The 23,446-nt window shown below is 73.2% G+C and carries 27 protein-coding genes; 8 read left to right on the top strand and 19 right to left on the bottom strand.

The window, feature by feature from the left end; genetic code table 11:
• Positions 1–156: 156 nt before the first annotated feature.
• A complete protein-coding gene (locus OHB09_RS27245; protein ID WP_006142931.1) occupies positions 157–969 on the bottom strand; it encodes an RNA polymerase sigma factor SigF in 813 nt (270 codons plus the stop codon).
• A 358-nt stretch (positions 970–1,327) separates the two neighbouring features.
• Positions 1,328–1,507, bottom strand: coding sequence for a hypothetical protein (locus OHB09_RS27240; RefSeq protein WP_006142932.1), 180 nt, complete (start codon positions 1,505–1,507; stop codon positions 1,328–1,330).
• A gap of 208 nt (positions 1,508–1,715) precedes the next feature.
• Between OHB09_RS27240 and OHB09_RS27235 the strand changes: the two genes are divergently transcribed.
• Together OHB09_RS27235 and OHB09_RS27230 are read left to right on the top strand one after the other, a co-directional pair.
• Positions 1,716–2,111: a DUF2795 domain-containing protein gene (locus tag OHB09_RS27235; protein WP_006142934.1), complete on the top strand. Its 396-nt coding sequence runs from the start codon at positions 1,716–1,718 to the stop codon at positions 2,109–2,111.
• 91 nt (positions 2,112–2,202) lie between these two features.
• Positions 2,203–2,748 carry a type 1 glutamine amidotransferase domain-containing protein gene (locus OHB09_RS27230; RefSeq protein WP_191851864.1) on the top strand — a complete coding sequence of 182 codons (546 nt, stop codon included), beginning with the start codon at positions 2,203–2,205 and terminating at the stop codon, positions 2,746–2,748.
• 107 nt (positions 2,749–2,855) lie between these two features.
• On the opposite strand, the gene OHB09_RS27225 is transcribed toward OHB09_RS27230, so the two are convergent.
• A complete protein-coding gene (locus tag OHB09_RS27225; protein WP_191851865.1) occupies positions 2,856–3,131 on the bottom strand; it encodes a DUF6158 family protein in 276 nt (91 codons plus the stop codon).
• A 57-nt stretch (positions 3,132–3,188) separates the two neighbouring features.
• Here OHB09_RS27225 and OHB09_RS27220 point away from each other — a divergent pair, with 57 nt between their 5' ends.
• From OHB09_RS27220 to OHB09_RS27205, 4 genes are all read left to right on the top strand, one after another.
• Positions 3,189–4,307 (top strand): baeRF2 domain-containing protein, encoded by a 1,119-nt coding sequence (locus OHB09_RS27220; RefSeq protein WP_191851866.1) that lies wholly within the window; start codon positions 3,189–3,191, stop codon positions 4,305–4,307.
• Between the two features lie 89 nt (positions 4,308–4,396).
• Positions 4,397–5,884 (top strand): bifunctional phosphatase PAP2/diacylglycerol kinase family protein, encoded by a 1,488-nt coding sequence (locus OHB09_RS27215; protein ID WP_167795144.1) that lies wholly within the window; start codon positions 4,397–4,399, stop codon positions 5,882–5,884.
• 180 nt (positions 5,885–6,064) lie between these two features.
• Positions 6,065–6,886 (top strand): methyltransferase domain-containing protein, encoded by an 822-nt coding sequence (locus tag OHB09_RS27210; protein ID WP_328922684.1) that lies wholly within the window; start codon positions 6,065–6,067, stop codon positions 6,884–6,886.
• Positions 6,887–6,929: 43 nt separating this feature from the next.
• Entirely contained in the window at positions 6,930–7,100 is a 171-nt protein-coding gene (locus OHB09_RS27205; RefSeq protein WP_006142940.1) for a hypothetical protein, read from the top strand.
• A 97-nt stretch (positions 7,101–7,197) separates the two neighbouring features.
• Here OHB09_RS27205 and OHB09_RS27200 read toward each other — a convergent pair whose 3' ends face one another.
• The 13 genes from OHB09_RS27200 to OHB09_RS27140 all read right to left on the bottom strand — a co-directional run bounded on the left by OHB09_RS27200 (position 7,198) and on the right by OHB09_RS27140 (position 17,207).
• Positions 7,198–7,461, bottom strand: coding sequence for a gas vesicle protein K (locus tag OHB09_RS27200; protein WP_040896726.1), 264 nt, complete (start codon positions 7,459–7,461; stop codon positions 7,198–7,200).
• A gap of 86 nt (positions 7,462–7,547) precedes the next feature.
• Entirely contained in the window at positions 7,548–7,736 is a 189-nt protein-coding gene (locus OHB09_RS27195; RefSeq protein WP_006142942.1) for a gas vesicle protein, read from the bottom strand.
• Entirely contained in the window at positions 7,733–8,545 is an 813-nt protein-coding gene (locus tag OHB09_RS27190) for a GvpL/GvpF family gas vesicle protein (protein ID WP_319350732.1), read from the bottom strand. The genes OHB09_RS27195 and OHB09_RS27190 overlap by 4 nt, the downstream gene beginning before the upstream one ends.
• A complete protein-coding gene (locus OHB09_RS27185) occupies positions 8,542–8,919 on the bottom strand; it encodes a gas vesicle protein (RefSeq protein ID WP_093593182.1) in 378 nt (125 codons plus the stop codon). Before OHB09_RS27185 ends, OHB09_RS27190 begins: the two co-directional genes overlap by 4 nt.
• Positions 8,916–10,151, bottom strand: a complete 1,236-nt coding sequence (locus tag OHB09_RS27180) for an SRPBCC family protein (protein WP_234527784.1) — start codon at positions 10,149–10,151, stop codon at positions 8,916–8,918. Before OHB09_RS27180 ends, OHB09_RS27185 begins: the two co-directional genes overlap by 4 nt.
• A gap of 2 nt (positions 10,152–10,153) precedes the next feature.
• Entirely contained in the window at positions 10,154–10,858 is a 705-nt protein-coding gene (locus OHB09_RS27175; protein WP_371787971.1) for a DNA primase, read from the bottom strand.
• On the bottom strand, positions 10,855–11,115 hold the full coding sequence (locus OHB09_RS27170; protein WP_006142947.1) for a gas vesicle protein GvpG: 261 nt from the start codon (positions 11,113–11,115) through the stop codon (positions 10,855–10,857). The genes OHB09_RS27175 and OHB09_RS27170 overlap by 4 nt, the downstream gene beginning before the upstream one ends.
• Positions 11,116–11,118: 3 nt before the next feature.
• Positions 11,119–11,889, bottom strand: a complete 771-nt coding sequence (locus OHB09_RS27165; protein ID WP_006142948.1) for a GvpL/GvpF family gas vesicle protein — start codon at positions 11,887–11,889, stop codon at positions 11,119–11,121.
• Complete coding sequence (locus OHB09_RS27160; RefSeq protein ID WP_006142949.1) at positions 11,886–12,323, bottom strand: gas vesicle structural protein GvpA; 438 nt, start codon at positions 12,321–12,323, stop codon at positions 11,886–11,888. The genes OHB09_RS27165 and OHB09_RS27160 overlap by 4 nt, the downstream gene beginning before the upstream one ends.
• A gap of 62 nt (positions 12,324–12,385) precedes the next feature.
• Entirely contained in the window at positions 12,386–12,760 is a 375-nt protein-coding gene (gene gvpO, locus OHB09_RS27155; RefSeq protein WP_006142951.1) for a gas vesicle protein GvpO, read from the bottom strand.
• A gap of 106 nt (positions 12,761–12,866) precedes the next feature.
• Entirely contained in the window at positions 12,867–13,826 is a 960-nt protein-coding gene (gene ligD / locus OHB09_RS27150) for a non-homologous end-joining DNA ligase (protein ID WP_328922683.1), read from the bottom strand.
• A gap of 1 nt (position 13,827) precedes the next feature.
• Positions 13,828–15,675: a transketolase gene (locus OHB09_RS27145; protein WP_328922682.1), complete on the bottom strand. Its 1,848-nt coding sequence runs from the start codon at positions 15,673–15,675 to the stop codon at positions 13,828–13,830.
• A complete protein-coding gene (locus OHB09_RS27140) occupies positions 15,672–17,207 on the bottom strand; it encodes an NAD(P)/FAD-dependent oxidoreductase (RefSeq protein WP_328922681.1) in 1,536 nt (511 codons plus the stop codon). Before OHB09_RS27140 ends, OHB09_RS27145 begins: the two co-directional genes overlap by 4 nt.
• 172 nt (positions 17,208–17,379) lie before the next feature.
• On the opposite strand from OHB09_RS27140, the gene OHB09_RS27135 reads away from it, so the two are divergent.
• Positions 17,380–18,333 (top strand): LLM class F420-dependent oxidoreductase, encoded by a 954-nt coding sequence (locus OHB09_RS27135; RefSeq protein WP_191851875.1) that lies wholly within the window; start codon positions 17,380–17,382, stop codon positions 18,331–18,333.
• A gap of 65 nt (positions 18,334–18,398) precedes the next feature.
• Complete coding sequence (locus tag OHB09_RS27130) at positions 18,399–18,752, top strand: VOC family protein (RefSeq protein ID WP_040896621.1); 354 nt, start codon at positions 18,399–18,401, stop codon at positions 18,750–18,752.
• Positions 18,753–18,800: 48 nt separating this feature from the next.
• Here OHB09_RS27130 and OHB09_RS27125 read toward each other — a convergent pair whose 3' ends face one another.
• The 3 genes from OHB09_RS27125 to OHB09_RS27115 form a co-directional block, all read right to left on the bottom strand.
• The gene (locus OHB09_RS27125; RefSeq protein ID WP_328922680.1) at positions 18,801–20,762 is read right to left on the bottom strand and encodes a DUF5107 domain-containing protein; all 1,962 of its coding nucleotides are present in this window, start codon (positions 20,760–20,762) and stop codon (positions 18,801–18,803) included.
• A gap of 48 nt (positions 20,763–20,810) precedes the next feature.
• A complete protein-coding gene (locus OHB09_RS27120) occupies positions 20,811–21,371 on the bottom strand; it encodes a GNAT family N-acetyltransferase (protein ID WP_006142959.1) in 561 nt (186 codons plus the stop codon).
• Between the two features lie 80 nt (positions 21,372–21,451).
• A complete protein-coding gene (locus tag OHB09_RS27115; protein ID WP_093593206.1) occupies positions 21,452–23,437 on the bottom strand; it encodes a prolyl oligopeptidase family serine peptidase in 1,986 nt (661 codons plus the stop codon).
• Between the last annotated feature and the right edge of the window lie 9 nt (positions 23,438–23,446).

Genomic DNA, 23,446 nt, shown 5'->3' with positions numbered 1-23,446 from the left:
GAGTGAACCGGGAAGCCGGAGTGAACCGGGAAGCCGTCGTTGCTCGGCCGGTCGTTCCTCGGCCGGTCGTTCCTCGGCCCACCGGACGTCGGCCGGCCCGTCGGGCGGGCGGTCCGTCGGGCGGGCGGTCCGTCGGCCCGTCGGCCGGGCGGTCCTTCAGGCGTCGCTCGTGTCCGTCCTCGCGTCGCGGAGGATCTGCTCCCTCAGCCGTGCGCAGCACCGGCTGATCAGCCGGGAGACGTGCATCTGCGAGATGCCGAGCTGCTCCGCGATCCTGCTCTGCGTCATGTCGCCGAAGAACCGCATGTAGAGAATGGCCCGCTCCCGCTCGGGAAGGGCGGCGAGGCGCGGCTTCACCGACTCGCGGTCCACGACGGTGTCGAGCGCGGGGTCGGCCGAGCCGAGCGCGTCGCTGAGCGAGTATCCGTCCTCGCTGCCGGGCAGTTCCGCGTCCAGGGACAGCGCGGTGAAGCTCTCCAGCGCCTCCTGTCCCGCCTTGACGTCCTCCTCGCTGAGGTGGGCGTGCGCGGCGATCTCGGCGACGGTGGGCCGCCGGCCGGAGATCGTCTGGGACAGGTCCTGGGTGGCGAACCGCACCCGGTTGCGCAGGTCCTGCACGCGCCGCGGCACGTGCAGCGTCCACATGTGGTCCCGGAAGTGCCGCTTGATCTCCCCGGTGACCGTGGGGACGGCGTAGCTCTCGAAGGCGTTGCCGAGGTCGGGTTCGTACCGGTCGACGGCCTTGACCAGGCCCAGTGCGGCGACCTGGCGCAGGTCCTCGTAGCTCTCGCCGCGGTTGCGGAAGCGGCCCGCCAGCCGTTCGGCCATGGGCAGCCAGGCCTCGACGACGCGGGAGCGCAGCGCATCGCGTTCGGGGCCGTCGGGGAGTGCGGCGAGACGGCGGAAGTCGGCGGCGGTGTCGGGGGCGTCGTCGTGCGGATGGTGTTTCGCGCTTGCCTGCGTACGCATGGTGCTCGCGGCTCCCTACGGGATGCTGGGCGATGGGCGCTACGGGGAGCGCCGGGAAAACCGGCCCCGGCACCTCCGTGCCGACGGCCGCCGCTCCCAGGGACGTGCCTCCTGTCCGAAGCACTGGAGGTGCGCCTGCCCGGGTGTCTTGGGGGCAAACGCCCCGGAAGACACGATCGGCACCGATGGTTCCGCGCGCTTCGCCCCGTTCCGGGGAGGAATGCCTGGTCGCGCGGCGTTCGCGGGCGCCGCGCCCCTCCACAGGTCCGGTGCGGATCTCCGGCCGCGTTGCCCCGGCTCTGCCGGGACCACGGGCGGGCGTGGAGACTTCCGGGGTCCGGTGGACCACCTTGGGGCCTCACCGCACCCGTGTGCCGGTGCCGAGGGGCCCTCCGGTGCCCCGGGCGGTGCCGGCGTCCTGCGTGTCCTCGGCGGGCGGGGCGGCCGGTGCGGCCGGGAACACGAGGTCTTCGAAGCGGTCCAGGGCCATCAGGAAACCCAGCATGACGAGCGGGATGATCACAGCGAGCACCACCATGGTTCGTCCTCCTCGAAGGACCCCAGGGGACTATCGCGCGGGGACTGTCGCACCGGGTCACCACGACGGCGGACGCCAAACTCGTCGGAGCAGGTCGGCGGCGCACGGCGGGGCCGGAACGGACCGGTCCGGAACGGTCCCCGTGCGGCCGTGTCGGCTCCGCCTCACCGGGTACGCGGGCACAACCCACGAAGGTTGGAGTGCTGACATGCAGCGAGGCAGCGACAGGCTGAGCGTCCATCGCGACGACGAGATGAAGCACGAACTGCAGGGCATGCTGCGGTCCGGTCACCCGACACGCACCGAGGAGTGGCACGACCCGGAGCCCAGCGCCGACGACGACCTGGAGGTCGCCGGCGGCCCGGTGGCCCCGGGCACCTCCGGTTCGCTGGAGAGCGTGCGTCTCGAGCTGGCCCGCCGGCTGGGCCGCACGGCCTTCCCCGCGGGGCCCGCCGAGCTGATCCGGGCACTGCGCCACGACAACGCCCCGGACGCCCTTGTCGCGTCCCTGGAGCGGCTGCCGCACAAGACGCGGTACGCCAACGCCCAGGCTCTCGCGGAGGCCGTCCTCGAGGTGGCCGGAAGCGGCACCGGCCGGTCCTGACGCCGGTGGGAGAGCGGAGCGACGGCAGAGGAAGAACCGAGGAAGAGACCGAAGAGACCGAGGAAACCGAGGAAGAGGAGGAGTGAACACGATGCGCATCGCATTCCTGACCGCCCCCGAGGGTGTCGAGCAGGTCGAGCTGACCGAGCCCTGGCAGGCGGTGACCGACGCCGGGCACGAGCCGGTGCTGGTGTCGACGGCGTCCGGGGAGATCCAGGCGTTCAACCACCTCGACAAGGCCGACACCTTCCCCGTCGGGGAGGTCGTCGGTGAGGCGTCCGCCGGGTCCTTCGACGCGCTGGTGCTGCCCGGCGGCGTCGCCAACCCGGACGCGCTGCGGATGGACGAGAAGGCGGTCGCGTTCGTCCGCGCCTTCTTCGACGGCGGCCGGCCGGTCGCGGCGATCTGCCACGCGCCCTGGACGCTGATCGAGGCCGACGTCGTCTCCGGCCGCACGCTGACCTCGTGGCCGAGCCTGCGGACGGACCTGCGCAACGCGGGCGCCACCTGGGTCGACGAGCAGGTGAAGGTCTGCGACGGCGGCTCGAACGTGCTGGTCACCAGCCGCAAGCCGGACGACCTGAAGGCGTTCTGCGAGACGTTCCTCGAGGAGTTCGAGAAGGCCGCGGAGAAGTAGAAGGCGGAAGCCGTCCGCGCGGCCCCGGAGGGGGCCGCGCGGACCGCGTCCCAGGCGAGGCGGTGGCCGGCACCGGGTGACACCCGGGGGCCGGCCACCGCCTCGTCTCACTGCGGTGCCGCCTCGTCCGCGCGACCGCGTTCCCGGGCGCCCTCCCGGGTGCGGCCCGCCGACACCAGCCGGCGCGGATGACGGCGCAGGTACTCCCCCTCCAGTTGCGCCATCCGCTCGTTGTGCGCGCGCAGCGCGTCGTCCGAGCCGTGGAGCAGGGTGTCGTGGCGTGTGCGGTGGATGGTCTCCAGCTCTTGCATCAGCTGGTCCTCACTGAATCGGCCCGGGTCGATCCCGGTCGTCGCGGTGGCCCGCTCGTCGTGTTCGTTCATGGGGTGCGGGTACCCGCTCCCGACGCGATACCTCCGAGCACCACCCGGGAGTGAGCCATGGATCTCGCCTTTCTGCAGCCCCTGTACGAACAGCCCGGGCCTTGGGCCTCCGTGTACATGGACACCTCGCGGCACACGGAGTCGACGGCGCACGAACGTCACCTGACCGCCCAGTCGCTCGCCGGGGAACTGGCCCGCCAGGGTGCGGACGAGGCGACCTGCCAGGCGGTGCGCTCGGCCCTCGAGGAGTTGCGGCACTCCTCCGAACCCCACGGCAGGGCACTGTTCGCCCGCGGCGGTGAGGTGGTGCTCGATCCCCCGCTGGCCGAGCGGCCGGCGGGCGGTTCCTCCGCCTGCTGGGCGCCGTTGCCGCGGACCACTCCGCTGCTCGAGCTCGCGGGGGAGGACCCGGTGTGCGTGGTGGCCTATCTGGACCGTGAGGGTGCCGACTTCGAACTGCGCGGGGCACTGGGCAGCTCGGACGCCGGGACGGTGACCGGCCGGCAGTGGCCGCTGCACCGCACGGCTTCGGCGGACTGGTCGGAGCGGCACTTCCAGCTCAAGGTGGAGAACACCTGGGAGCACAACGCGGCGGAGGTCGCCGAGGCGCTGGCGGCCTGCCAGGAGGAGACCGGCGCGGATCTGGTGATCCTCGTCGGCGAGGAGCGGGAGCGGCACAGCGTGCACGGGCGGCTGCCGCAGCAGGTGCGGGACCGGACCGTGGAGGCCCCGCACGGGGCGGGCAGCCGGCTGCTGGACGAGGATGTCGAGCGCATCCGCGCCGATCATGTGCGCCACCGGGCCGAGGAGGACCTGGAGCGGTTCCTGGCGGCGCGGTCGCCGGACGCTCAGGGGCGGCCGCTGGCCGTCGAGGGCGTGCCGGCGGTGATCGAGGCGGCGCGGGAGCACCGCATCGACGAGCTGCTGGTCCTGCCGGACGGGGCGGACGCGCACCGGGAGGTGTGGGTCGGCGAGGACGCCGACCAGGTGGCGGTGCGGCGGACCGAGCTGAAGACGCTGGGCGAGCAGCGCTCCTGGGCCGCCCGGGCGGACGACGCGCTGGTGCGGGCGGCCGTCGCGACGGGCGCGCCGGCGATCTCGGTCGCGCCGGCCCAGCCGTCGACCCGCGCGGAGGCCCCCGTCGGCGGCCTCGGGGCGCTGCTGCGCTGGAAGTAGCCCACGCGGCCGGAGGGGCACCCACACGGCCGTACGCACACGGCATCACGGCCATACACACAAGGCGTCCCGCAGGGTAGACGCTCCGCATGACGCCGAATGTCGACCTTCCCTTCCGGCCGTCGGGCCGGCACTCCCTCCGGGGCCGTCTGCTCACCGCCGACCGGCGGGTGTTCGAGGCCGTCGCCGCGCGCCACTGGCCCGGCGCCGACGCCGTGCTGCCCCGGCTGAGCCGTGCGGCGAACCACGGGGTGCTGTGGATGGCCGGAGCCGCCGCGCTCACCGCCGCCCGCACCCCCCGCGGCCGGCGCGCGGCCGCCCGCGGTCTCGCCTCCCTCGCGCTCGCCTCCGCCGCCATCAACACCCTCGGCAAGCGCACGATCCGCCGCACCCGCCCCGTACTGGACCCGGTGCCGCTCGCCCGGCGGCTCAAGCGGCAGCCGTTCACGACCTCCTTCCCCTCCGGGCACGCCGCCTCGGCCGCGGCCTTCGCCGCCGGGGTCGCGCTGGAGTCGCGCGGGCTGGGCGCGGCCGTGGCACCGGTGGCGACGGCGGTCGCGGTCTCCCGCGTGTACACCGGCGTGCACTACCCCAGTGACGTCCTCGCGGGCGCCGCCCTCGGCGTCGGCGCCGCCTTCGCCGTGCGGGGTCTGGTGCCCACCCGCGACCAGCTCCCCTCCCCCGGCCGGCCGCACGCCGACGCTCCCGCGCTTCCCGCCGGTGAGGGACTGGTCGTCGTCGCCAACCGGGCCTCGGGCACCTCGGACCGCGTGCGGGCCCTGCACGAGCTGCTGCCGCGCGCCGAGATCGTGGAGTGCGAGCCGGAGGACGTGCGGGACGAACTGGAGAAGGCCGCCGCCCACGCGCGAGTGCTCGGCGTGTGCGGCGGCGACGGCACGGTGAACGCCGCCGCGGAGAGCGCCGTGCGCCACGCGCTGCCGCTCGCGGTCGTGCCCGGCGGCACCCTCAACCACTTCGCCCAGGACCTGTGCATCGAGGACGTCCGCGATCTGGCCCGTGCGCTGGAGCGCGGGGACGCCGTCCGGGTGGACATGGGCCGCTGGTCGACCCCGGAGCGGGACGGCGTCTTCATCAACACGTTCAGCCTGGGCGTCTACCCGGAGTTGGTGCGTGAGCGGGAGCGCTGGTCGCACCGGATCGGCGCGTGGCCGGCCGGGCTGCTGGCCGCGCTGAAGGTGCTGCGCGCCGACCGGCATCCGCTGGAGGCCGAGATCAAGGGCCGGGCGCACCCGCTGTGGCTGCTGTTCGCGGGCAACGGCACGTACCACCGGCTGGGTCTCGCCCCCGGCCGCCGCTACGACCTGGCGGACGGGAAGCTCGACGTGCGGGTCGTGCACGGCGGGCGGCGCCCCGCGCTGCGTCTGCTGTCCGCGGCCGCCGCGGGTCCGCTCACCCGCTCCCCCGCGCATGCCGCGGTGCGGGTGCGCCGGCTGCGGCTCGACGGGGTCGCGCCGGGCACGCTGCTGGCCTACGACGGCGAGGTCACCGAGGTGGAGGGCACGATCACCCTGTTCAAGCAGCCGGAGGCCCTGACGGTGTACCGGCCCCTGGCGTGACGGCACCCCGCAGCGATCTTGTCCATCCAGCGAGACAACTCGTCTCACCATGCGGTGAACGGCATACGGTGTTCCGCACGGTCCCGCGGTGCGGCGGGTGCGGCGGTGCCGCGCCCCGCGCACCGCGGGGCCGCACGTCGTGTACCCGTACGCCCGTACGTCGTGAAGGGGAGAGACGCCATGTCGAAACCGCGGGAGACCGCCGTCTACACGCACGGCCACCACGAGTCCGTGCTGCGCTCGCACACCTGGCGGACCGCCGCCAACTCGGCGGGCTACCTCCTGGGCTCGCTGAAGCCGCACATGAAGGTCCTGGACATCGGCTGCGGGCCCGGCACCATCACCGCCGACCTGGCGGAACTGGTCCCCGACGGCCATGTCACGGGTGTCGACCGCGCCCCGGAGATCCTGGAGCAGGCCCGGACCACGGCGGCGGGACGCGGGCTGACGAACATCGACTTCGCGGTCGCCGACGTCCACGCCCTGGAATACCCCGACGACACCTTCTGCGTGGTCCACGCGCACCAGGTGCTCCAGCACGTGGGCGACCCCGTACAGGCCCTGCGCGAGATGGTGCGGGTCACCAGGCCGGGCGGCTTCGTCGCGGTACGGGACTCCGACTACGCGGCGATGACCTGGTACCCCCTGGTGCCCGGCCTGGACGACTGGCTGGACCTGTACCGCCGGGTGGCGCGCGCCAACGGGGGCGAGCCGGACGCGGGACGGCGGCTGTACTCGTGGGCACTGGAGGCGGGGCTCACCGACGTGACCGCCACGTCGAGCACCTGGACCTTCGCCACCGAGGAGGAGCGGGCCTGGTGGAGCGGCCTGTGGGCGGACCGCACCCTCGCCTCCGCGTACGCCGGGCGGGCCACCTCGGGCGGGCACGCAGACGAGGAGCAGCTCCGGTCGGTGTCCGAGGCGTGGCGCGCCTGGGGGCGCCGGTCCGACGGCTGGTTCGCGGTCCTGCACGCGGAGATTCTGGGCCGCAAGCGAGCCTGAAAACGTAATTCCGGGCAATAAGAATCGCAGGAGGTACACAATCATGGTTCCCATTCTGCTGGTTCTGCTGCTCGCCCTCATTCTCTTCGGTGCCGGCTTCGCGGTGAAAATCCTGTGGTGGATCGCGCTCGTGGTGCTGGTGGTATGGCTTCTCGGATTCCTGGTGCGCGGTACGAGTTCCTCCGGCTCCAGGGGCCGATGGTACAGGTGGTAATCGCAGTACGAGAGTGCGAGAAGAGCCCCCGCGGAATTCCGCGGGGGCTCTTCTCGTGTGCCGTGCGAAGGGGCAGAAAAAGGCGGGCGGGTTCGCCTCAGTCGCGCGGGAGGAGCGGGCCGAGCGGCCCGAGGTCCAGGTTGAGGTCCTCGGGCCGCAGGCCGTAACGCTCGCGCAGCTCGGTCATCCGGTCCTCGAGCAGCATCAGGGTCAACCCGATGCGTTCCTCCTGCTCCTCGGTGAGGTCGCCGGTGTCGAAGCGGCGTACCGCCTGGCGTTCCATGAGCTGGCGCAGCAGCTCGACGACGGTCAGCACGAGCTTGATGAGGTCGCGCTCGACCGTGTCGGGCTCCAGCTCCATCCGCCGGCGCGGCCGTCCTTCGTGCCCGCCCTCGTTCGCCTCGTTGCCGGTCGTGCCGTTGCCGGTCGTGCCACTGTCGGTCATGATCATTCGGCCTCCGGCCAGGGCGAGGGGACGTTCTCGTTGACGGAGCTGATCAAGGCGTTGAGATCGATGCGGACGAGATCGACGTCCGCGATGCGCAGGGTGACGTCCCCGGTGATCACCACGCCGCCCGCGAGCAGCCGGTCGAGCAGGTCGACCAGCGCGATCTCCCGGCGTTCGACGACCGTCACGTCGGCTCCCCCGCGCTCTCCTCGGCGAGTCCGGTGAACGAGTACGCCGCCCACGGCCCGGTCAGCTCGACCCGGATTCCGGGGGTGTCGTCCTTCGTGCGGTCCACCAGCGTCACGAATTCCTCGGAACGCGCCCGCGGCACCAGATAGGCCGCGTTCAGCACATTGCGGCCCGCGGCACCCGAGAGCTGGGGGTTCTGCGGGGCGTGCAGCCGGGAATCCTCCGCCTGCGCGGAAAGCGACTCGTGCAGCCGGCGGGCGAATTCCTCGACTTGTCGCCACTGCTCCTCGCGGGCCGCGGTGCGCATACGGCGCTGCCGGAGGTAGTCCCGCCCGGACATGGCCTTCGGGGCGGCGCTCCCGGTACGCGCTCCGGTGTCCTCGCCCCCGTCACCGCCGCCTTCTCCGTCGGCGTTCTCCATGAAGATCTTGACGCCCCATTCGACGCGTCCGTCCAGCCGGTCCAGCGCGTGCCGGAACGCGTCCTCGCGCTTTTCCATCATCACGCGGACGGCGCTGTCGTCGCGGAACACCGTGGCCATGCGCAGCGGCAGCGGCGTGGTGACTCCGGTGAGCGCGTCGATGACGTTCTGGTGGGCGCGGGCCGTGGCGGTGAGCCAGTCCATGTCCTCCAGCCGGGTCCGCAGCGCCTCCTCGGAGAAGTCGGAATCCGGGACCTGGCTGACGACGGCGATCAACCCGTGGTGCTCGAGCTGGCGGGCCGGAGCACCCGCCACCCCCCTCAGCTCTGCCTGGAGGGGGGCGGTGAGGGGGCGGCAGACTGCGTAGACGTACCGCAACGCGGTCATGGGGACTCCTCCCTGCGGGGGGTGCGGGGGGCGGCACCCTCGACGAGCTCCTGCTCCTCGCCGTGAGTACCACCCTCCAGCCGCTCCAGTCGGGCGCGCAGCTCGGCGTTCTCACGCCGCAGTTCCTGGCGCCTGGCACGGGAGGAGAGCGCCGGGTCGTCCTCCCACCAGTCGATACCCATCTCCTTGGCCTTGTCGACGGAGGCGACGACGAGGCGCAGCTTGATGGTGAGCAGTTCGATGTCGAGCAGGTTGATCTTGATGTCACCGGCGATCACGATGCCCTTGTCGAGCACCCGTTCGAGGATGTCGGCCAGGTTGGCGCCGCCGGCGGGGGCGCCGTAGGGGTCGGGGAGTCTGGCGGGTGTCGTCATCGCCGGCTCCCGGAGGCGAGCCGCTCGTCCTCGGGCTCGGCCTCGGGCTCGTCCTCGTACTCGGTCTCCTCCTCGTAACCCTCCTCGGGCTCCGTGTCCTCGGCGGGCTCGTCCCCGTCCTCGGCGTCCTCGGCGTCCTCGGGCTCCCCAGAGTCCTCGGCGTCCTCGGCGTCCTCGTACTCGGCTTCGCCCTCCTCGTACTCGCCCTCGGGCTCGTCCTCGTAGGCGCCCTCCTCCTCGTCCTCGTAGCCCTCCTCGGGCTCCTCGGACTCGTCGGCGGCCTCGGCGTCCTCGGGCTGCTCGGCGCCCGCTGTGTCCTCGCCGTTCTCGCCGTCCTCCTGGCGCTGGTCCTCCTCCTGCTCCTCCTCGGCGACCGCGTCCTCGTGGCTGCGGACGACCTCGCCGTCGCGGATCTCGCCGCGCCAGCCGTCCGAGGCCTCGCCCTTGAGGGTGAGGAAGCGGACGTAGTTCTTGAGGTCCAGGCGGGCCCGGCGGCCCTGGGCGCGCCAGATGTTGCCCGTCTTCTCGAACAGCCCGGAGGGGTAGTACTCGATGACCAGCAGCACCCGGGTGAGGTTCTCCCCGAGGGAGTGGAAGGAGACGACGCCCTTGGTGGTGCCCTTGGCGCCCTCCGAACTCCAGGAGATCCGGTCGTCGGGGATCTGCTCGGTGGTCTTGGCCTTCCAGCTCCGGTTGGACCAGAACACCTTCATCTGCCAGTCGGAGCTGGTGTCGTCGGAGCGGCTCGCGCTCTTGACGCCCTTGGCGAAGGTGCTGAAGTCCTGGTACTGCGTCCACTGGTCGTAGGCGGTGCGCAGCGGCACGCCCACGTCGACGGACTCCAGGATGACGGTGGGCTTCTGACCCGATCCGCCGCCCTTGCGCTTGCCCTTGCCACCGCCGGTGAGGTTCTTGACGGCGCCGGTGACACTGTCCTTGGCCCGTCCGGCGCCCAGCTCGAGGGCGGAGCGCAGCGGCCCCTTCCCTTCGGCGATCTTGCGGCCGCCGTCCAGGGCGAGCTTGGCGAAGCCGGGGCTGTTGCCCTCGGCGATGTCGTTGAGCTTGCCGGTCGTCTCGCCGAGCTTGCGGCCGAGACCGGCCAGCGCGCGTTCGGCCTGGGCGCCCAGGTAGCTCTGCAGTTCGCTCTTGAGGCGGTCGACCGCCTCGCTGCGGGCGACCCCGGAGAGGCCTCCCGTCGCCTTGCCGGCCGCGGATCCCACGGTGTCGGCCATGGTCACCGCCTCCCTTCACCGGACTGGCCGCCGGTGGCGCGGCGGGCGGTGCCCCTGGCCGCGGCGGTCTTCCTGGCCGGTGCCTTCTTCGCGGTGCGTGCGGTCTTCTTGGCGGCACCCCCGGCTCCACCGGCGGCCCCGTCGCCCTCGCCCGTCCGCTTGGCGGGGGCCTTCTTGGCCGCCTTGCGGGCGGGCGCCTTCTTCGCGGGACGGCGGCGCGGGGCCTCGTCCCGGTCCTCCGAGCGGTCCTCGTCGCCGGAGCGGTCCTTCGAGCGGTCCTCGGCGGACTCCTGCTCCTCGCGGCCGCGGTCCTCGTCCTCCTCGACGCCTTCGTCGCCCTCGTCGCCGTCACCGGCGTCGTCGGCGTCGTCGGCGGTCCCGGGGAGGACACCGGAGGCCTGGTCGCGGAGCTGACCGGTGCGGCTGTGCAGCCGGTCGGCGAGCGTGGAGATCTGCCGCTCCACGAGTGCGCCGGAGGCGGCCTTGCCGACCCCGCGCAGATCCTGGCGGAGCTGGTCGCCGATCTCCTTGAACTGGGGATTGCTCTTGAGCTGCTGGCTCACCAGGTCGGCCACGGCGCGCGGGCTGAGCTGCATCTTCTTGCCCGCGACGAGCGTGCCGACGGCGAAGGCCATCTTCATCTTCTTGGTACGTCCCAGGACGTACCCGGCCCCTATGGCGAGGCCCAATGCCGTTCGGTTCATCATGCCGTCCCGTTGTCCGTCGACCCTGTGCGGCCCATGCCGATCTCCATGCGGTCCAGAAGCGCGTCCTCCTGTGCGTCGAACTCTTCCTCGGTGATCTCGCCCGCCTCGAGACGGCGCTCGAGCTGGGCGAGCTCGGCCCGGATGTTCGCCGGGTCGTAGTACTGGCGCTCCGCCTCGGCGACCACCTGTCTGATCGCCCAGTAGCTGCCGCGCGCCGGTGCGAGCGGCAGCATCAGGACCTCGCTGAGCAGTCCCATGGCCTACTCCTCGGCCGCCACCGTGCCGCTCGGCGTCCTGGCGGGCTCGGCGGGGCCCGGCTCGACGAAGCTGTAGGGCGGCAGCGGCCCGTTGACCCGCAGTTCGAGGTGCGGGTTGTTCTTGCGGACCTCGTCGACGGCCTCCACGAAGCGCGCGGAGCCGTCACGGGGCACCAGGAAGGAGACGTTGGCGAGCCAGCCGGTGGAGTCGGGGCCGGGGCTGACCGCCTCGGCGGCCGGCTCGAGCTGCCGCCGCACCTCGTCGGCGTCCGTCGACTCCAGGCGCTGCACGGCCTGCGCGACCATCTCGCCGAGCCGCAGCTTGTCCTCGTGGCTCCCGCCGCCGGAGCGCCGGTTGGACTCCGCGAGGGCGCGCAGCTCCGGGTTCTCGGACATGACGCGGTAGAGCACGGCCTCCTCGTTGTGGGTGGCCTTGATGTTGTACTCGACGCGGCCGTCCAGGGCGGCGAGCCGCTCCCGGTAGTGCTCGGCCCGCTCCTGCAGCACCTGGGCGACGGCGTCGTCGTCCGGGGCGAGGCTGCCGAAACGCATCGGCAGCACGGAGCCGCCCGCGCCCGCCTCGCTCAGCACGGTCTGGTGGGCGAGCAGGTCCCTGCGCTTGGGGCGCAGCCCCTCGGGGGCGTCACTGACGATGGCCGTCAGGCCGCCTCCCTCGACGGTCCTGAGCGGGCGGGCCGGGTCGCCGACCCCGGCCAGTTCCTCCGGGAGCGAGGAGTGCGAGCCCGCGGTGATGCCGTAGACGTACGTGCTCACTCCGACTCCTCCTTCTTGCGTGCGGGGGCCCGGCGGGCCCGCGGCCGCGACTCGCTCCGGCTCTCCTCGCCACGGCCCTCGTCACGGGCCTGGCTGAAGGCGTCGGATATGGTCTGCGCGGCACCCGACAGGGCGCCCTTGGACTTGCCGCGCGCGCCGGACTCGGTCATCTCACCGACCAGTTCGGGCAGGCCGGTGCTCTTGTTGGGGCCCGACTCCAGGTCGAGCCGGTTGCAGGCCTCGGCGAAGCGCAGGTAGGTGTCGACGCTGGCCACGACGACCCGGACGTCGATCTTCAGAATCTCGATGCCTACGAGGGACACACGGACGAACGCGTCGATCACCAATCCCCGGTCGAGGACGAGTTCGAGAACGTCGTAGAGGCCGCTGGAGCCGCCTCCACCTCCGGACTGCTGGGCCGGAACTACGGACATACCGGTGATGCCTCCTTCTATGACGTGTGCGGGGTGTCTCTGCCGCCGGGAAGGGTGTCCTGTCAGCCGCCCGACCGGCGGTCGGACCGGCCGCGCTCGTAGCGGCGGACCCGTCGGTAACCGGCCAGGTCGCCCTCGGCGGTCAGTTCCACCTCGTAGCTGGCGAGCAGGCTCATCGTGTCGGGGACGCGGGACAGTTCCAGGACCTCGATCTCCAGGCTCCAGCCGTCGTCCGTGCGCGCGAAGGACGACACGGATTCGGCCTCCAGACCGGTGAGTTCGACGAACTGCGCGCTTCCCTTGCGCACGACTTCCATCGGCGTCATGGCTTTTCTTCTCGTGCTTCCCCGGGCCTCCTCGGCCTCGTCGGACTTCTCGGACCTGCTGGTCCGTTCGGATGAATCTCGTGAATTCGATGCATGGGATGTGTTCGACATGGCCACCTCGTAAAGCGGGTGCCCCGCGTCTCCCTCGCAAACCTGTGGGGGCGGTTTTGAGACAGCGGGATGCCGCTCCGCGCTGTTTCCCGGCGTCACGGCCCGGTCAGCGCAGGGCGTCGAGCCGGCGGCGGGCCGGGCCGAGGGCGCGCCCGGTGCGTGGCAGCTCGCGCCAGGGGCCGGTGCGGGCCTGGTCGACGGCGTCGGCGAGGGTCCAGCGGCGGGCGTGCAGGCCGGGGTCGTCGAGCTGCTCCCAGGCCAGCGGCGCGGCCACGGGGGCGCCGGGCAGGGCGCGCACGCTCCAGGGGGCGACGGCGGTCTGCGCGTAGGCGTTGCGCTGCACGTCCAGGTAGAGGCGGTCGCCGCGGTCCTTCTTGCGGGCGGCGGTGGTGAGCCGGTCGGGGTGGGCGGCGGCGAGGGTGTCGGCGACGTCCCGCGCGAAGGCGCGCACCTCCTCGTAGCCGTGCCGCCCGTCGAGCGGGACGATCATGTGCAGGCCCCGGGAGCCGGTGGTCATCAGGGCGGAGGGCAGCCGCAGTTCCCCGAGCAGCTCCCCCAGATGCCGGGCGGTCTCCCGGACCAGGGGGAAGTCGTCCTCCCCGGCTGGATCCAGGTCGAAGACCAGCCGGTCGGGGCGGTCGAGGTTCCCGCTCCGGGAGAGCCAGCGGTGCAGGGTGAGGCAGGCCTGGTCGGCGAGGTAGACCAGGGTGGCCGTGTTCTGGCACACCGGGTGGCAGACCGTGCCGCCCTCCTTCGCCACCTCGACCCGGGCGATCCAGTCGGGGTAGTGCGGGGAGACGTTCTTCTGCATGAAGCGCGGCCCCCCGGCGCCGTCCGGATGCCGTTCCAGCATGAGCGGCCGGTCGCGGAGCTGCGGCAGGAGGTACGGGGCGACGGACCGGTAGTACTCGACCAGATCGGCCTTGGTGTACTCCGGGCCGCCGCTCCCGTCCCCGCCGCCGCTCCCGTCCCCGTCCCCACCGCCGGGCGGCGGGAAGAGCACCTTGTCCGGCCGGTGGATCCGGAGGGTGTGCCGGCCCGCCCGTACGCTCCGCCCGCCGCTCATCTCAGCGCACCACGGCCTGTTCCACGAGCAGCCGGGCCGCGGCCGCGATGGACTCGGCGTCGATGCCCGCGGCGTGCAGCTGCTCCTCCGGGGAGGCCGATCCGGGCATGTTCCGCACGGCGAGGCGCACCAGGCGCGGCACCGGGCGGCCGTCGCCGAAGGCGTCGAGCACGGCGTCGCCGAGGCCGCCCTCCTCGTGGTGGTCCTCGACGGTGATCAGGCAGCCGGTCTGCTCGGCGGCCTCGCGCAGGGTGCGCCGATCGACGGGCTTGACCGAGTACAGGTCGACGACGCGAACCCGGATGCCGGACTCGGCGAGGCTGTCGGCGGCGGCCAGCGCCTCGTGGACGGTGACACCGGCGGCGACCAGGGTGAGCCGGTCCTCCTCGGAGGAGCGCAGCACCTTGCTGCCGCCGACGGGGAACTCCTCCTCGGGCCCGTAGAGCACCGGGGCCTCGCCGCGCGAGGTGCGCAGGTAGCGGATGCCGTCGAGGCCCGCCATGGCGGCGGTGAGCTTGGCGGTCTGGTTGGCGTCGCACGGGTACAGCACGGTCGAGCCGTACACGGAGCGGAACATCGCCAGGTCCTCCAGGCCCATCTGCGAGGGGCCGTCCTGCCCGATGGAGACACCGGCGTGCGAGCCGTTGACGCAGATCCCGGCGCCGCTGACGGCCGCCATGCGGACGAAGTCGTGCGCGCGGGAGAGGAACGCGGCGAACGTGGAGGCGTACGGCACCCAGCCGCGGGTGGCGACGCCGACGGCGGCCGCGATCATCTGCTGCTCGGCGATGTAGCACTCGATGTACCGCTCGGGGTGCTCCTTGGCGAAGAACTCCGCGCGGGTGGAGTCGCCGACCTCGCCGTCCACGGCGACGACGTCCCCACGGGCGTGGCCGAGCGCGGCCAGTGCCTCGCCGAAGGCGTTGCGGGTGGCGACCTCGTCCCCCTTCTCGTAGCGGGGCAGCTCCAGGGTGCCGGTGGGCACGGAGTGCAGCGCGCGGGCCTCGGGCGGGGACTGCACCGTCACCCGCAGGTCCCGGACGCCACCCAGCTCCTCGATGGCCTCGTCGGCGTCCTTGACCGGCTTGCCGTGCAGGCCCTCGCGGTCCTCGGTGGCCTTGACGCCCTTGCCCTTGAGGGTGCGGGCGAGGATCACCGTGGGCTGTCCGGTGGTGGAGCGGGCCTCGCCGAAGGCACGGTCGACGGCCTCCACGTCGTGGCCCTCGACCTCCACGGTGTGCCAGCCGAAAGCCTTGAAACGGCGGGCGTAGGCGTCCAGGTCGTGCCCGTGGCGGGTGGCGCCGCGCTGGCCGAGCCGGTTGACGTCGACGACCGCGGTGAGGTTGTCGAGGTTCTCGTACGCGGCGTGCTCGGCGGCCTCCCAGACGGAGCCCTCGGCGAGTTCGCTGTCGCCGCACAGCACCCACACCCGGTAGTCGGCGTGGTCGAGCCGCTTTCCGGCGAGCGCGATGCCGACGCCGACCGGGAGTCCCTGGCCGAGCGAACCGGTGGCGGTCTCCACCCAGGGGAGCTGCCGGGGTGTCGGGTGCCCCTCGAGCCGGCTCCCCTGCGAGCGGAAGGTCAGCAGCTCCTCGTCGTCCACGACGCCGGCGGCCTTGTACGCCGCGTAGAGCAGCGGGGAGGCGTGGCCCTTGGAGAGGACGAACCGGTCGTTGGCGGGGTGCTGGGGGCGTGCGAAGTCGTAGCGCAGGTGGTGGGCGAGCAGGACGGCCATCAGATCGGCGGCCGACATCGAGGACGTGGGGTGCCCGGAGCCGGCGGCGGCCGCGGCACGCACACTGTCGACGCGCAACTGCTGCGCGAGCTCGGTGAGTTGCTCGTTGTTCATGAGTTCCCTTCCGTGGTTCCGGCCCCGCCGCCGGTCTTGTCGTTCTGCTTGGTCCGCTCGTTCGGCCCGCTCTGGCCGTTCGGCTTGCCCTGCTTGCCGGACCCGCTCGGCGCGCTCGGCTTGCCCTGTGCGCTCGGCTTGGCCTGCTTGTTCTGCGCGCTCGGCTTGGCCTGCTTGTTCTCCGCGCTCGGCTTGCTCTCGCCGTCCTGCTTCCCGGACCTGTCCGGCGCCCCGGGCATCCGGGCCAGCTCCGGCGTGTCCGTGTCCAGGGGCACCGACCAGGACCGCACGAGACCCAACTGGACGCCCTGGCGGGGCAGTACGGCGTCCAGCAGCCAGTCGGCGGCTACCCGGATGCGGTTGCCGGGCATCGCGGCGAGGTGGTAGCCGCGGGTGACCGCGCCCGCGAGCGGCCCCGAGAGCGGGATGCCGAGCGGGTTGGCGGCGGCCTTGACCCCGCCGAGGTCGACGACGAAACCGAGGTCGCGGTGGCGGTAGGGGCGCGGGTCGCCCTGCCCGAAGGACGCGGCGATGTTGTGGGCGCAGGTCTTGCCCTGCCGCCAGGCGTGCTGGGCGGTCATCGGGTAGTACTTCCCGGGGTCCTCCAGGTTGGGCACGGCGGCCGCGTCGCCACAGGCGAACACCTCGGGCCTGCCGGGCACCTGGAGGGTGGGCTCGACCAGCAGCCGGCCGCGCTCCAGGGCCAGTCCGGTGGACTCGGCGAGCGGGTCGGGGCGGACGCCGACGCACCACACCAGGGTGCGGGTGTCCACGGACTCGCCGTCGGTGAGCAGGACGCCCCGGGCGGTGGCCTCCTTCACGGAGGTGCCCATCCGCACCTCGACACCGCGGTCGCGCAGCACCTGGTCGGCGGTGCGCGAGAGCCGTTCGTCCAGTTCGGGCAGGACCTTCTTGGCGAGGTCGAGCAGCAGCCAGCGCGGGCGCATCCCGGAGCGCAGCGGGTGCTCCTTGACGAGGTGGTCGGTGAACATCTTCCCCTGGGCGGCCACCTCCGTGCCGGTGTAGCCGGCGCCCACGACGACGAAGGTGCAGCGGGCGGCGCACTCCTCGGGGTCCTCGGAGCTCGCGGCGAGTTCCACCTGGCGGGTGATGTGGTCGCGCAGGTAGAGGGCCTCGGGCAGGCCGCGGAAGCCGTGCGCGTGCTCGGCGATGCCGGGGATGGGCAGCAGCTTGTTGACGCTGCCGGCGGCGAGCACCAGCCGGTCGTAGGCGAGTGTGCCCTCGTCGCCCTCGGGGTTGGTGTAGTGCACCGTGCGGCCGTCGAGGTCGATGCCGTCGGCCTCGCCGAGCACCAGTTTCACCTTCGGCAGGGTGCCGGAGAGGGAGACGGTGACGCGGCGGGCCTCCAGGATGCCGGCGGACACCTGGGGCAGCAGCGGCAGATAGAGGAAGTAGTCCGTCGGGTTGAGAAGGGTGATGTCGGCCTTGCCCCGGGCCAGCTTGGACAGGGTTCGGGCGGTCTGGTAGCCGGCGAATCCGGCTCCGACGATCAGGATGCGGGGTCGACTCACGATTCGCCTCCGGCGGTGGTCGGCATGGGTCAAGTGGTCCGGTGCTCGAACAGTCCGCGTCCCCCTGGTCAGGGCGGCCAAACGTGGCCGGGGCCGGGCGAGGCCGCGTTTCGTGGTGGTCGCGGGGGTTACCCGAACGGATGACCGAACAACCCTGTCGCGGAGGTACCCCATGCCCGAGTACGGCTATTTCCTCTCCTGCGAGGAGCACGGCCCCGCCGCACTGGTCGACCAGGCGCGGATGGCCGAGCAGGCCGGTTTCCAGGCGCTGTGGATTTCCGACCACTACCACCCGTGGCACGACGCGCAGGGGCAGAGCCCGTTCGTGTGGTCGGTCATCGGGGCGCTCTCGGAGGCGGTGTCACTGCCCATCGAGACGGCGGTGACGTGTCCGACGGTGCGCACGCACCCGGCGGTGATCGCGCAGGCCGCGGCGACCAGCGCGGTGATGACCGAGGGCCGCTTCCGGCTGGGCGTGGGCACCGGCGAGGCGCTCAACGAGCACATCCTGGGCGACGCCTGGCCGGCGGCGCACGTGCGGATGGAGATGCTGGAGGAGGCCATCCAGGTGATGCGCCGGCTGTTCACCGGCGAGGAGGTCAACCACCACGGCACGCACTACACGGTGGAGAACGCCCGCCTGTACACGATCCCCGACGAGCCGGTGCCCATCGACATCTCCGGCTTCGGCCCGGCGGCCACCTCGCTCGCCGCGCGGGTCGGGGACGGCTACATCACGATGATGCCGGACGAGTCGATGGTGGAGCAGTACCGCAAGGGAGGCGGCGGGGCGAAGCCGGTGAGCGGCGGCACGAAGGTCTGCTACGGCAGCGACAAGGACGAGGCGGTGCGCACGGTCCGGGAGCTGTGGTTCAACGAGCAGCTCCCCGGCGAGATGGGCCAGGTGCTCCCCTCCCCCAAGCACTACGAGCAGTTGAAGCCGCTGGTGACCGAGGACATGGTCCGCGAGAACCGGGTGTGCGGCGACAACCCCGAGGAGCACGCGCGGGCCCTGAAGGAGTTCGCCGACGCGGGCTTCGACCGGGTCTACGTCAACCAGATCGGCCCCGACCAGAAGGGCTTCTTCGACTTCTACCGTACGAAGGTGCTCCCGCAGCTCGCCTGAGGGACCCCGCCCCGGGTCCGGGCGGGGGGCGGCGCCCGCGAGGGCGGCCAACTACCCTGTCGGCCATGGAGATTATGGGAGCCACGCTGCGCATCTGCGTCGACGACCTGGAAGCTTCGATCCCGTTCTACGAGAGGATCGCCGGCGCCCCCGCGCAGCGCAACGCGCGGGGTGGCGTCGAGGTCGCCGCGATCGGATTCTTCCTCCTGATGAGCGGTCCCGAGGCGGAGCTGGAGATCCTCCGCAAGGTCACCGCGACCATCGCGGTGAAGGACGTGGAGGAGGCGCACCGCGAACTCGGTGCGCTGGGCGCGCAGATCGTCGCCGGGCCGATCTACACCCCGGGCGGCCGCAACATGATCGTCCGTCATCCCGACGGCTCGGTCTTCGAGTACGTGGACCGGCTCGCCGCCTCCTGACCGACCACCGGGCGGTGCCGGGGCCCCGGCACCGCCCGCCACCTCTTCTCAGTCGCCCTCCGGCCGCATCCGGAAGTCGTGGCGCGCGGGCAGCGGTTCGTCCGTGAGCCGCGCCCACAGCTCACCGAGCGCCTCCTCGCCCTCCCGCAGGTCGGCCACCTCGACCCCCTCGTCGAACAGGGCCCGGGCCCCCGCCCGGTCCCCCTCCGCGAGCAGCAGCCGCGCTCCGAGCAGCCGGAACCGCCCCCGTTCCCGCACCTCCCCCGGAAGCCTCGCCCACACGGAGCGCGCCTCCGAAACGCGCCCGGCGGAGAGCAGGGCCTCCAGCGTCTCCCGTCCCAGGGCGGCCAGGGCGACGAGGTCGGCGGCACCGCCTTCGCCGGGCCCCCGGGACAGCTCGTCGAAGGCCTCCGCGTACCGGGCGGCGGCCCGTTCGCCGTCCCCCGCCGCCCGGTCGGCGACGGCGAGGCAGCGCAGCAGCGGCCAGCGGAGGGACGTCCGCCGCAGCGCCCGTTCCCAGCTCCGTACGGCCTGCGCCCGGTCGCCCGCGTGCCACTGGGCGACACCGAGGTGGTACTCGGTCAGGGGCCGCGCGGCGGCGCTCTCCAGCAGATCGCGCCAGTGCGGGGCGACGAGGCTCTCGCCGGGCGGCCCCGGCTGCTCCGGCTCGGGCAGCTCCCCCGAGCGCAGCAGCCGCAGCCACGGCTCCTGCGCCTCGGTGAGGGTGCTCTCCTCGAAGGGGGTGCCCGGCAGCTTCTCCCCCGCGCGCAGCACTTCGAGCGCGCCCCAGCCGGAGCCGCGGGCGAGCACCTCGCCGGGCTCGCCGTCCGCGCAGGGCAGCCAGGCCTCGTAGGCCTCCGCCACCCGGGCGTGCGGGAGTGCCTCCTCCAGCCTGCGCTCCACCTCCGTGCGCGCCCCCGCCCAGTCGCCGTGCACGGCGCCCGCGTCGGCGTGCAGCGGACCGTACGCCTCCAGCCAGCTGAACTCGCCCCGCTCGGCGAGGCGGACGTGTTCGAGCTGGGTGCGGGCCAGACCGGCCTGGATCTCGCAGTAGCCGCCGGTGCCGGGCTCGGTGAGCCATTCCTGCCAGCGGCGGCCGCCCGGGCGCGATCCCCACACGAACAGCTTGCGGCCGCGCAGGGCGGCGGTGGAGGTCTGCACCAGGCCGTGCCCGGTGTCGTCGAGCGCGGCGATCCAGCGGCGGGCGTCCTCGGGCAGTTCGTAGAAGTAGTCCGCCGCATGCGGGCTGTTGAGCGGGTGCGAGCGGTCGGCGCCCTCCCACTCGGGCACCGGGATGCGGCGCAGCCGGCGTTCGTAACCAAAGTGCCAGGCCTCTTCGGCAGGGGCGAGGACCCGGCGTTCCTCGGGGACCGCGATGTTGGACCACCAGTACACGGGCGCGGGCCGGTCGTGGGGGTTGCGGACGCGGACGCCGACGTAGAGGAAGTCGGAGCCGTCCGGCAGCCACAGGTCGACCTGGAAGGGCAGGTCACGCAGCCGTTCCCACTCCCACAGCCGCAGCATCTCGCCGCCGTCGGGGGCGGTGACGCGGGCGGCGTGCAGGGGCGCGCAGGACAGGGTGGTGTGGCCGGTGGCGCCGATGTTCCACTCGATGCCGCCGGAGAACCAGGCGCCGTTGAGCGCGAAGTTGGCGGGCTGGAACACCGGGTTGCGGTAGAGCAGTTCGCGTCCGGTGGGGAGGTGGACGAGGGAGACGACGCGTCCGCCGAGGCCGGGCAGGACGGTCGCGCGCAGCCGGTCGTTCTCCAGGACCAGGGCGTCGAACGTGCGCGGTGCGCGCCGCCTGTCGTAGCCGTCGAACAGGGGGGCCGGCAGCACGCTGCCGAGAGGGGCGTAGCGGATCTGCCGGGCCATGTCGCCCGGCACCCCGGCGAGGTCCCTCTCCTCCACGTGATGGGCCTCGTCGAGCGGGAGGAGGGGCGGCAGGGGGTTGGCGGGGCCGAGGTCGGCGGCGGGCAGGGTCACTGCGGCACGTCGGATCGTCGTCACCCGGTCATGGAACCCGCCCTTCGGCGCCCTCACCAGGGGGCGTTCCGGTCAGGATTGGGCAAAGGCGGTGCCGGTCCGCGTCATCCCGGTGGTGAGCGCCCAGCGTTGGTGGTCGCGCCAGGCACCGTCGATGAACAGGAACTCGGGCGAGTAGCCCTCCAGGCGGAAGCCGCAGCGGCGGGCCAGCGCGACGGAGGCGGCGTTGCCGGGCTGGACGTTGATCTCCAGGCGGTGCAGGCCGAGGGTGCCGAAGGCGTGCGCGACCACGAGGCCGAGCGCCTCGGTCATCAGGCCGCGCCCCGCGGCGTGCGCGAAGGCGCCGTAGCCGAGGGCGCCGCTGAGGAAGCCGCCGTGGACGATGTTGTTGATGTTGACGTAGCCGGCGAGGCCGCCGTCCTCGCGGTCGCAGACGAGGAAGCCGGCCTTCGTGGGGTCCTCGATGAGGCGGCCGGCGTAGGCCCGGTAGGCGGGTGTGGTCTCGGGCGGGAAGAGCCAGGGGTGGTGCAGCGCCCTGCTCTCCCGGACGCGCGCGGTGAACTCGGCGGCGTCCTCGTAGGTGAAGGGCCGTAGCGCGACGCGGGGGCCTTCGGCGAGGTGACGGGCGGACACCCGCCCACTCTACGACGCGGCCGGCGCCGTCCCGGAGGGGGCCCGGGCGGCCGCACACCGCCCGCACCCCCGCCCCCGCCTCACGTGCCCCGCAGCTCCAGGCGCGGCAGCCCCGGCAGCCCGAACACCTCCGCGTACAGGCCGAGTTCCGCCTCCAGTGCCCGTACCGTCGTCTCGGCGCGGCGGAAGCCGTGCCCCTCCCCCTCGAAGGTCAGGTAGGCGTGCGGCACGCCCCGGCCCGCCATCCGCTCCAGCAGCCGCTCGCACTGCGCCGGCGGGCAGATCACGTCGTCCAGGCCCTGGAGCAGCAGGAACGGCGCCGTGATCGCCTCCGCGTGCTCCACCGGGGACCGCTCCGCGTACCGTCCCGGAACGGCGTCCGGCCCCGTCAGCGGGCCGATCAGGCTGTCCAGGTACCGCGATTCGAAGTCGTGGGTGCCGCCCTCCGCCCAGCCGGCGAGGTCCAGCACGGGGTAGCGGATGGTGCCGCAGGCGTACACGTCGGTCGTGGCCAGGGACGCGGCCGCCGTCCAGCCTCCCGCGCTGCCGCCGCGCACGGCGAGCCGCCGCCGGTCGGCGGTGCCCTCCTCGGCGAGGGCGAGGGCGACGGCCGCGCAGTCCTCCACGTCGACGACGCCCCACTGCTCCCGCAGCCGGTTGCGGTACTCCCGCCCGTATCCCGTGGACCCGCCGTAGTCGACCTCGGCGACGCCGATGCCGCGCGAGGTGAAGTAGGCGATCTCCAGGTCGAGGACGACGGGCGCCCTGCTGGTGGGCCCGCCGTGCGCCCACACCACGTAGGGCGGCAGCTCGCCCTCGGGCGCCGCGCACTCGGGGTGGTGCGGCGGGTAGAGGCGGGCGTGGACGTCCCTGCCGTCCGGCCCGGTGAAGGTGCGCGGTTGCGGCTCGGGACAGTAACCGGCGTCCACCGGGTCCTCGGCCGGGGCGCCTATCACCCGGATGCGGCCGGTGCGCGCGTCGAGTTCCACGACCGCGGGCGCGCTGCGCGGGCCCGCTCCGACGCCCACGATCCGGCTGCCGTGCACGGCGAGCGTGGGGGCGAACTCGCTCCAGGATCCGGCCGCGTCGACGACCTCGCCGGTCTCGGGGTCGAGGATGCCGAGCGTGGTGGTGCCCCGGCCGTGCACGACGGCGAGGAGCCCTCCGGCGAGCGGGGCGAACCAGCGCTGCCCCACCGTCCACAGCGGACCGCCGAACTCCTCCTCGCGCGCACACAGCCGGTGGTGCCGCCCGGCCTCGTCGAGCCGGTAGGGGTTCCACCATCCGCTGCGGTCGGAGAGGTAGAGGAGGGTGCCGTCGGCGTCCCAGTCCGCCTGGGGGATCGACTCCTCGGGGCCGCCGGCGACCGTGCGCACCCCGTGCAGGAGGCCGTCCTCGCCGACGTCCGCGAGGAGGAGTTCGGTGCCGTCCCACGGCATCCGGGGGTGGTCCCAGGCGAGCCAGGCCGCGCGGCGGCCGTCGGGCGAGAGGCGGGGTCCGGTGACGAACCGGTGCGCGGCGGCGGTGAGTTCGCGGACGGCGGCGCGGTCCTCGGCGGCGGAGCCGTCCAGCGGCACGGCGACGGGCACCCGGCGCACGTCCCAGGGGCCCTCGCCGGTGAACTCCTCCAGGACGCACCAGACCTCGCCCCGCCCGGCGTGGATCACCGGGTCCACCCAGCGCAGTCCGCCGCCGACCGGCGAGAGCGGGGTGAGCGGGCGCGGCACGGCACCGGGCACGTCCGGTGCGTGGGCGTACAGCCGCTGGTCGGCGCCCTCGCTGAACACCACCAGCGGGCCCTCGGGGCCCGTCGTCCCGGCCCAGGGCCGGCCGCCGTACTCGTGGACGCGGCTGCGCACGTTCCACGGCGCGGGCAGGACGGAGCGCACCGTGCCGTCGGCGGTGCGCCGCACGAGGGTGCGGCGGCCGCCCTCGGTGGGGCGCGGCTCGGTCCACCAGGGCTCGTCGCCGACGAAGCCGACGTGGTCCGGCGTTCCGTCGTGCGCGGCGGCGGTGGCCGCGTCCAGCGGGGAGGGCCAGGTCCCGTGAGGGAGGATGTGCACCATGTGTCCGCG

Source organism: Streptomyces griseoaurantiacus, from assembly GCF_036189845.1.
Lineage (GTDB): Bacteria > Actinomycetota > Actinomycetes > Streptomycetales > Streptomycetaceae > Streptomyces > Streptomyces griseoaurantiacus.
Note: the sequence above shows the minus strand (reverse complement) of the source record. Positions and strands in the feature narration are given on the sequence as shown.

Coding starts and splice junctions, on each gene's coding strand:
- OHB09_RS27215 (WP_167795144.1), top strand. CDS start 4,397: ATGACGCCGAATGTCGACCTTCCCTTCCGGCCGTCGGGCCGGCACTCC.
- OHB09_RS27115 (WP_093593206.1), bottom strand. CDS start 23,437: ATGGTGCACATCCTCCCTCACGGGACCTGGCCCTCCCCGCTGGACGCG.
- OHB09_RS27170 (WP_006142947.1), bottom strand. CDS start 11,115: ATGGGACTGCTCAGCGAGGTCCTGATGCTGCCGCTCGCACCGGCGCGC.
- OHB09_RS27225 (WP_191851865.1), bottom strand. CDS start 3,131: ATGAACGAACACGACGAGCGGGCCACCGCGACGACCGGGATCGACCCG.
- OHB09_RS27160 (WP_006142949.1), bottom strand. CDS start 12,323: ATGTCCGTAGTTCCGGCCCAGCAGTCCGGAGGTGGAGGCGGCTCCAGC.
- OHB09_RS27135 (WP_191851875.1), top strand. CDS start 17,380: ATGCCCGAGTACGGCTATTTCCTCTCCTGCGAGGAGCACGGCCCCGCC.
- ligD (WP_328922683.1), bottom strand. CDS start 13,826: ATGAGCGGCGGGCGGAGCGTACGGGCGGGCCGGCACACCCTCCGGATC.
- OHB09_RS27230 (WP_191851864.1), top strand. CDS start 2,203: ATGCGCATCGCATTCCTGACCGCCCCCGAGGGTGTCGAGCAGGTCGAG.
- OHB09_RS27175 (WP_371787971.1), bottom strand. CDS start 10,858: ATGATGAACCGAACGGCATTGGGCCTCGCCATAGGGGCCGGGTACGTC.
- OHB09_RS27200 (WP_040896726.1), bottom strand. CDS start 7,461: ATGGAGCTGGAGCCCGACACGGTCGAGCGCGACCTCATCAAGCTCGTG.
- OHB09_RS27220 (WP_191851866.1), top strand. CDS start 3,189: ATGGATCTCGCCTTTCTGCAGCCCCTGTACGAACAGCCCGGGCCTTGG.
- OHB09_RS27235 (WP_006142934.1), top strand. CDS start 1,716: ATGCAGCGAGGCAGCGACAGGCTGAGCGTCCATCGCGACGACGAGATG.
- OHB09_RS27180 (WP_234527784.1), bottom strand. CDS start 10,151: ATGGCCGACACCGTGGGATCCGCGGCCGGCAAGGCGACGGGAGGCCTC.
- OHB09_RS27130 (WP_040896621.1), top strand. CDS start 18,399: ATGGAGATTATGGGAGCCACGCTGCGCATCTGCGTCGACGACCTGGAA.
- OHB09_RS27185 (WP_093593182.1), bottom strand. CDS start 8,919: ATGACGACACCCGCCAGACTCCCCGACCCCTACGGCGCCCCCGCCGGC.
- OHB09_RS27245 (WP_006142931.1), bottom strand. CDS start 969: ATGCGTACGCAGGCAAGCGCGAAACACCATCCGCACGACGACGCCCCC.
- OHB09_RS27240 (WP_006142932.1), bottom strand. CDS start 1,507: ATGGTGGTGCTCGCTGTGATCATCCCGCTCGTCATGCTGGGTTTCCTG.
- OHB09_RS27145 (WP_328922682.1), bottom strand. CDS start 15,675: ATGAACAACGAGCAACTCACCGAGCTCGCGCAGCAGTTGCGCGTCGAC.
- gvpO (WP_006142951.1), bottom strand. CDS start 12,760: ATGTCGAACACATCCCATGCATCGAATTCACGAGATTCATCCGAACGG.
- OHB09_RS27210 (WP_328922684.1), top strand. CDS start 6,065: ATGTCGAAACCGCGGGAGACCGCCGTCTACACGCACGGCCACCACGAG.
- OHB09_RS27190 (WP_319350732.1), bottom strand. CDS start 8,545: ATGACCGCGTTGCGGTACGTCTACGCAGTCTGCCGCCCCCTCACCGCC.
- OHB09_RS27205 (WP_006142940.1), top strand. CDS start 6,930: ATGGTTCCCATTCTGCTGGTTCTGCTGCTCGCCCTCATTCTCTTCGGT.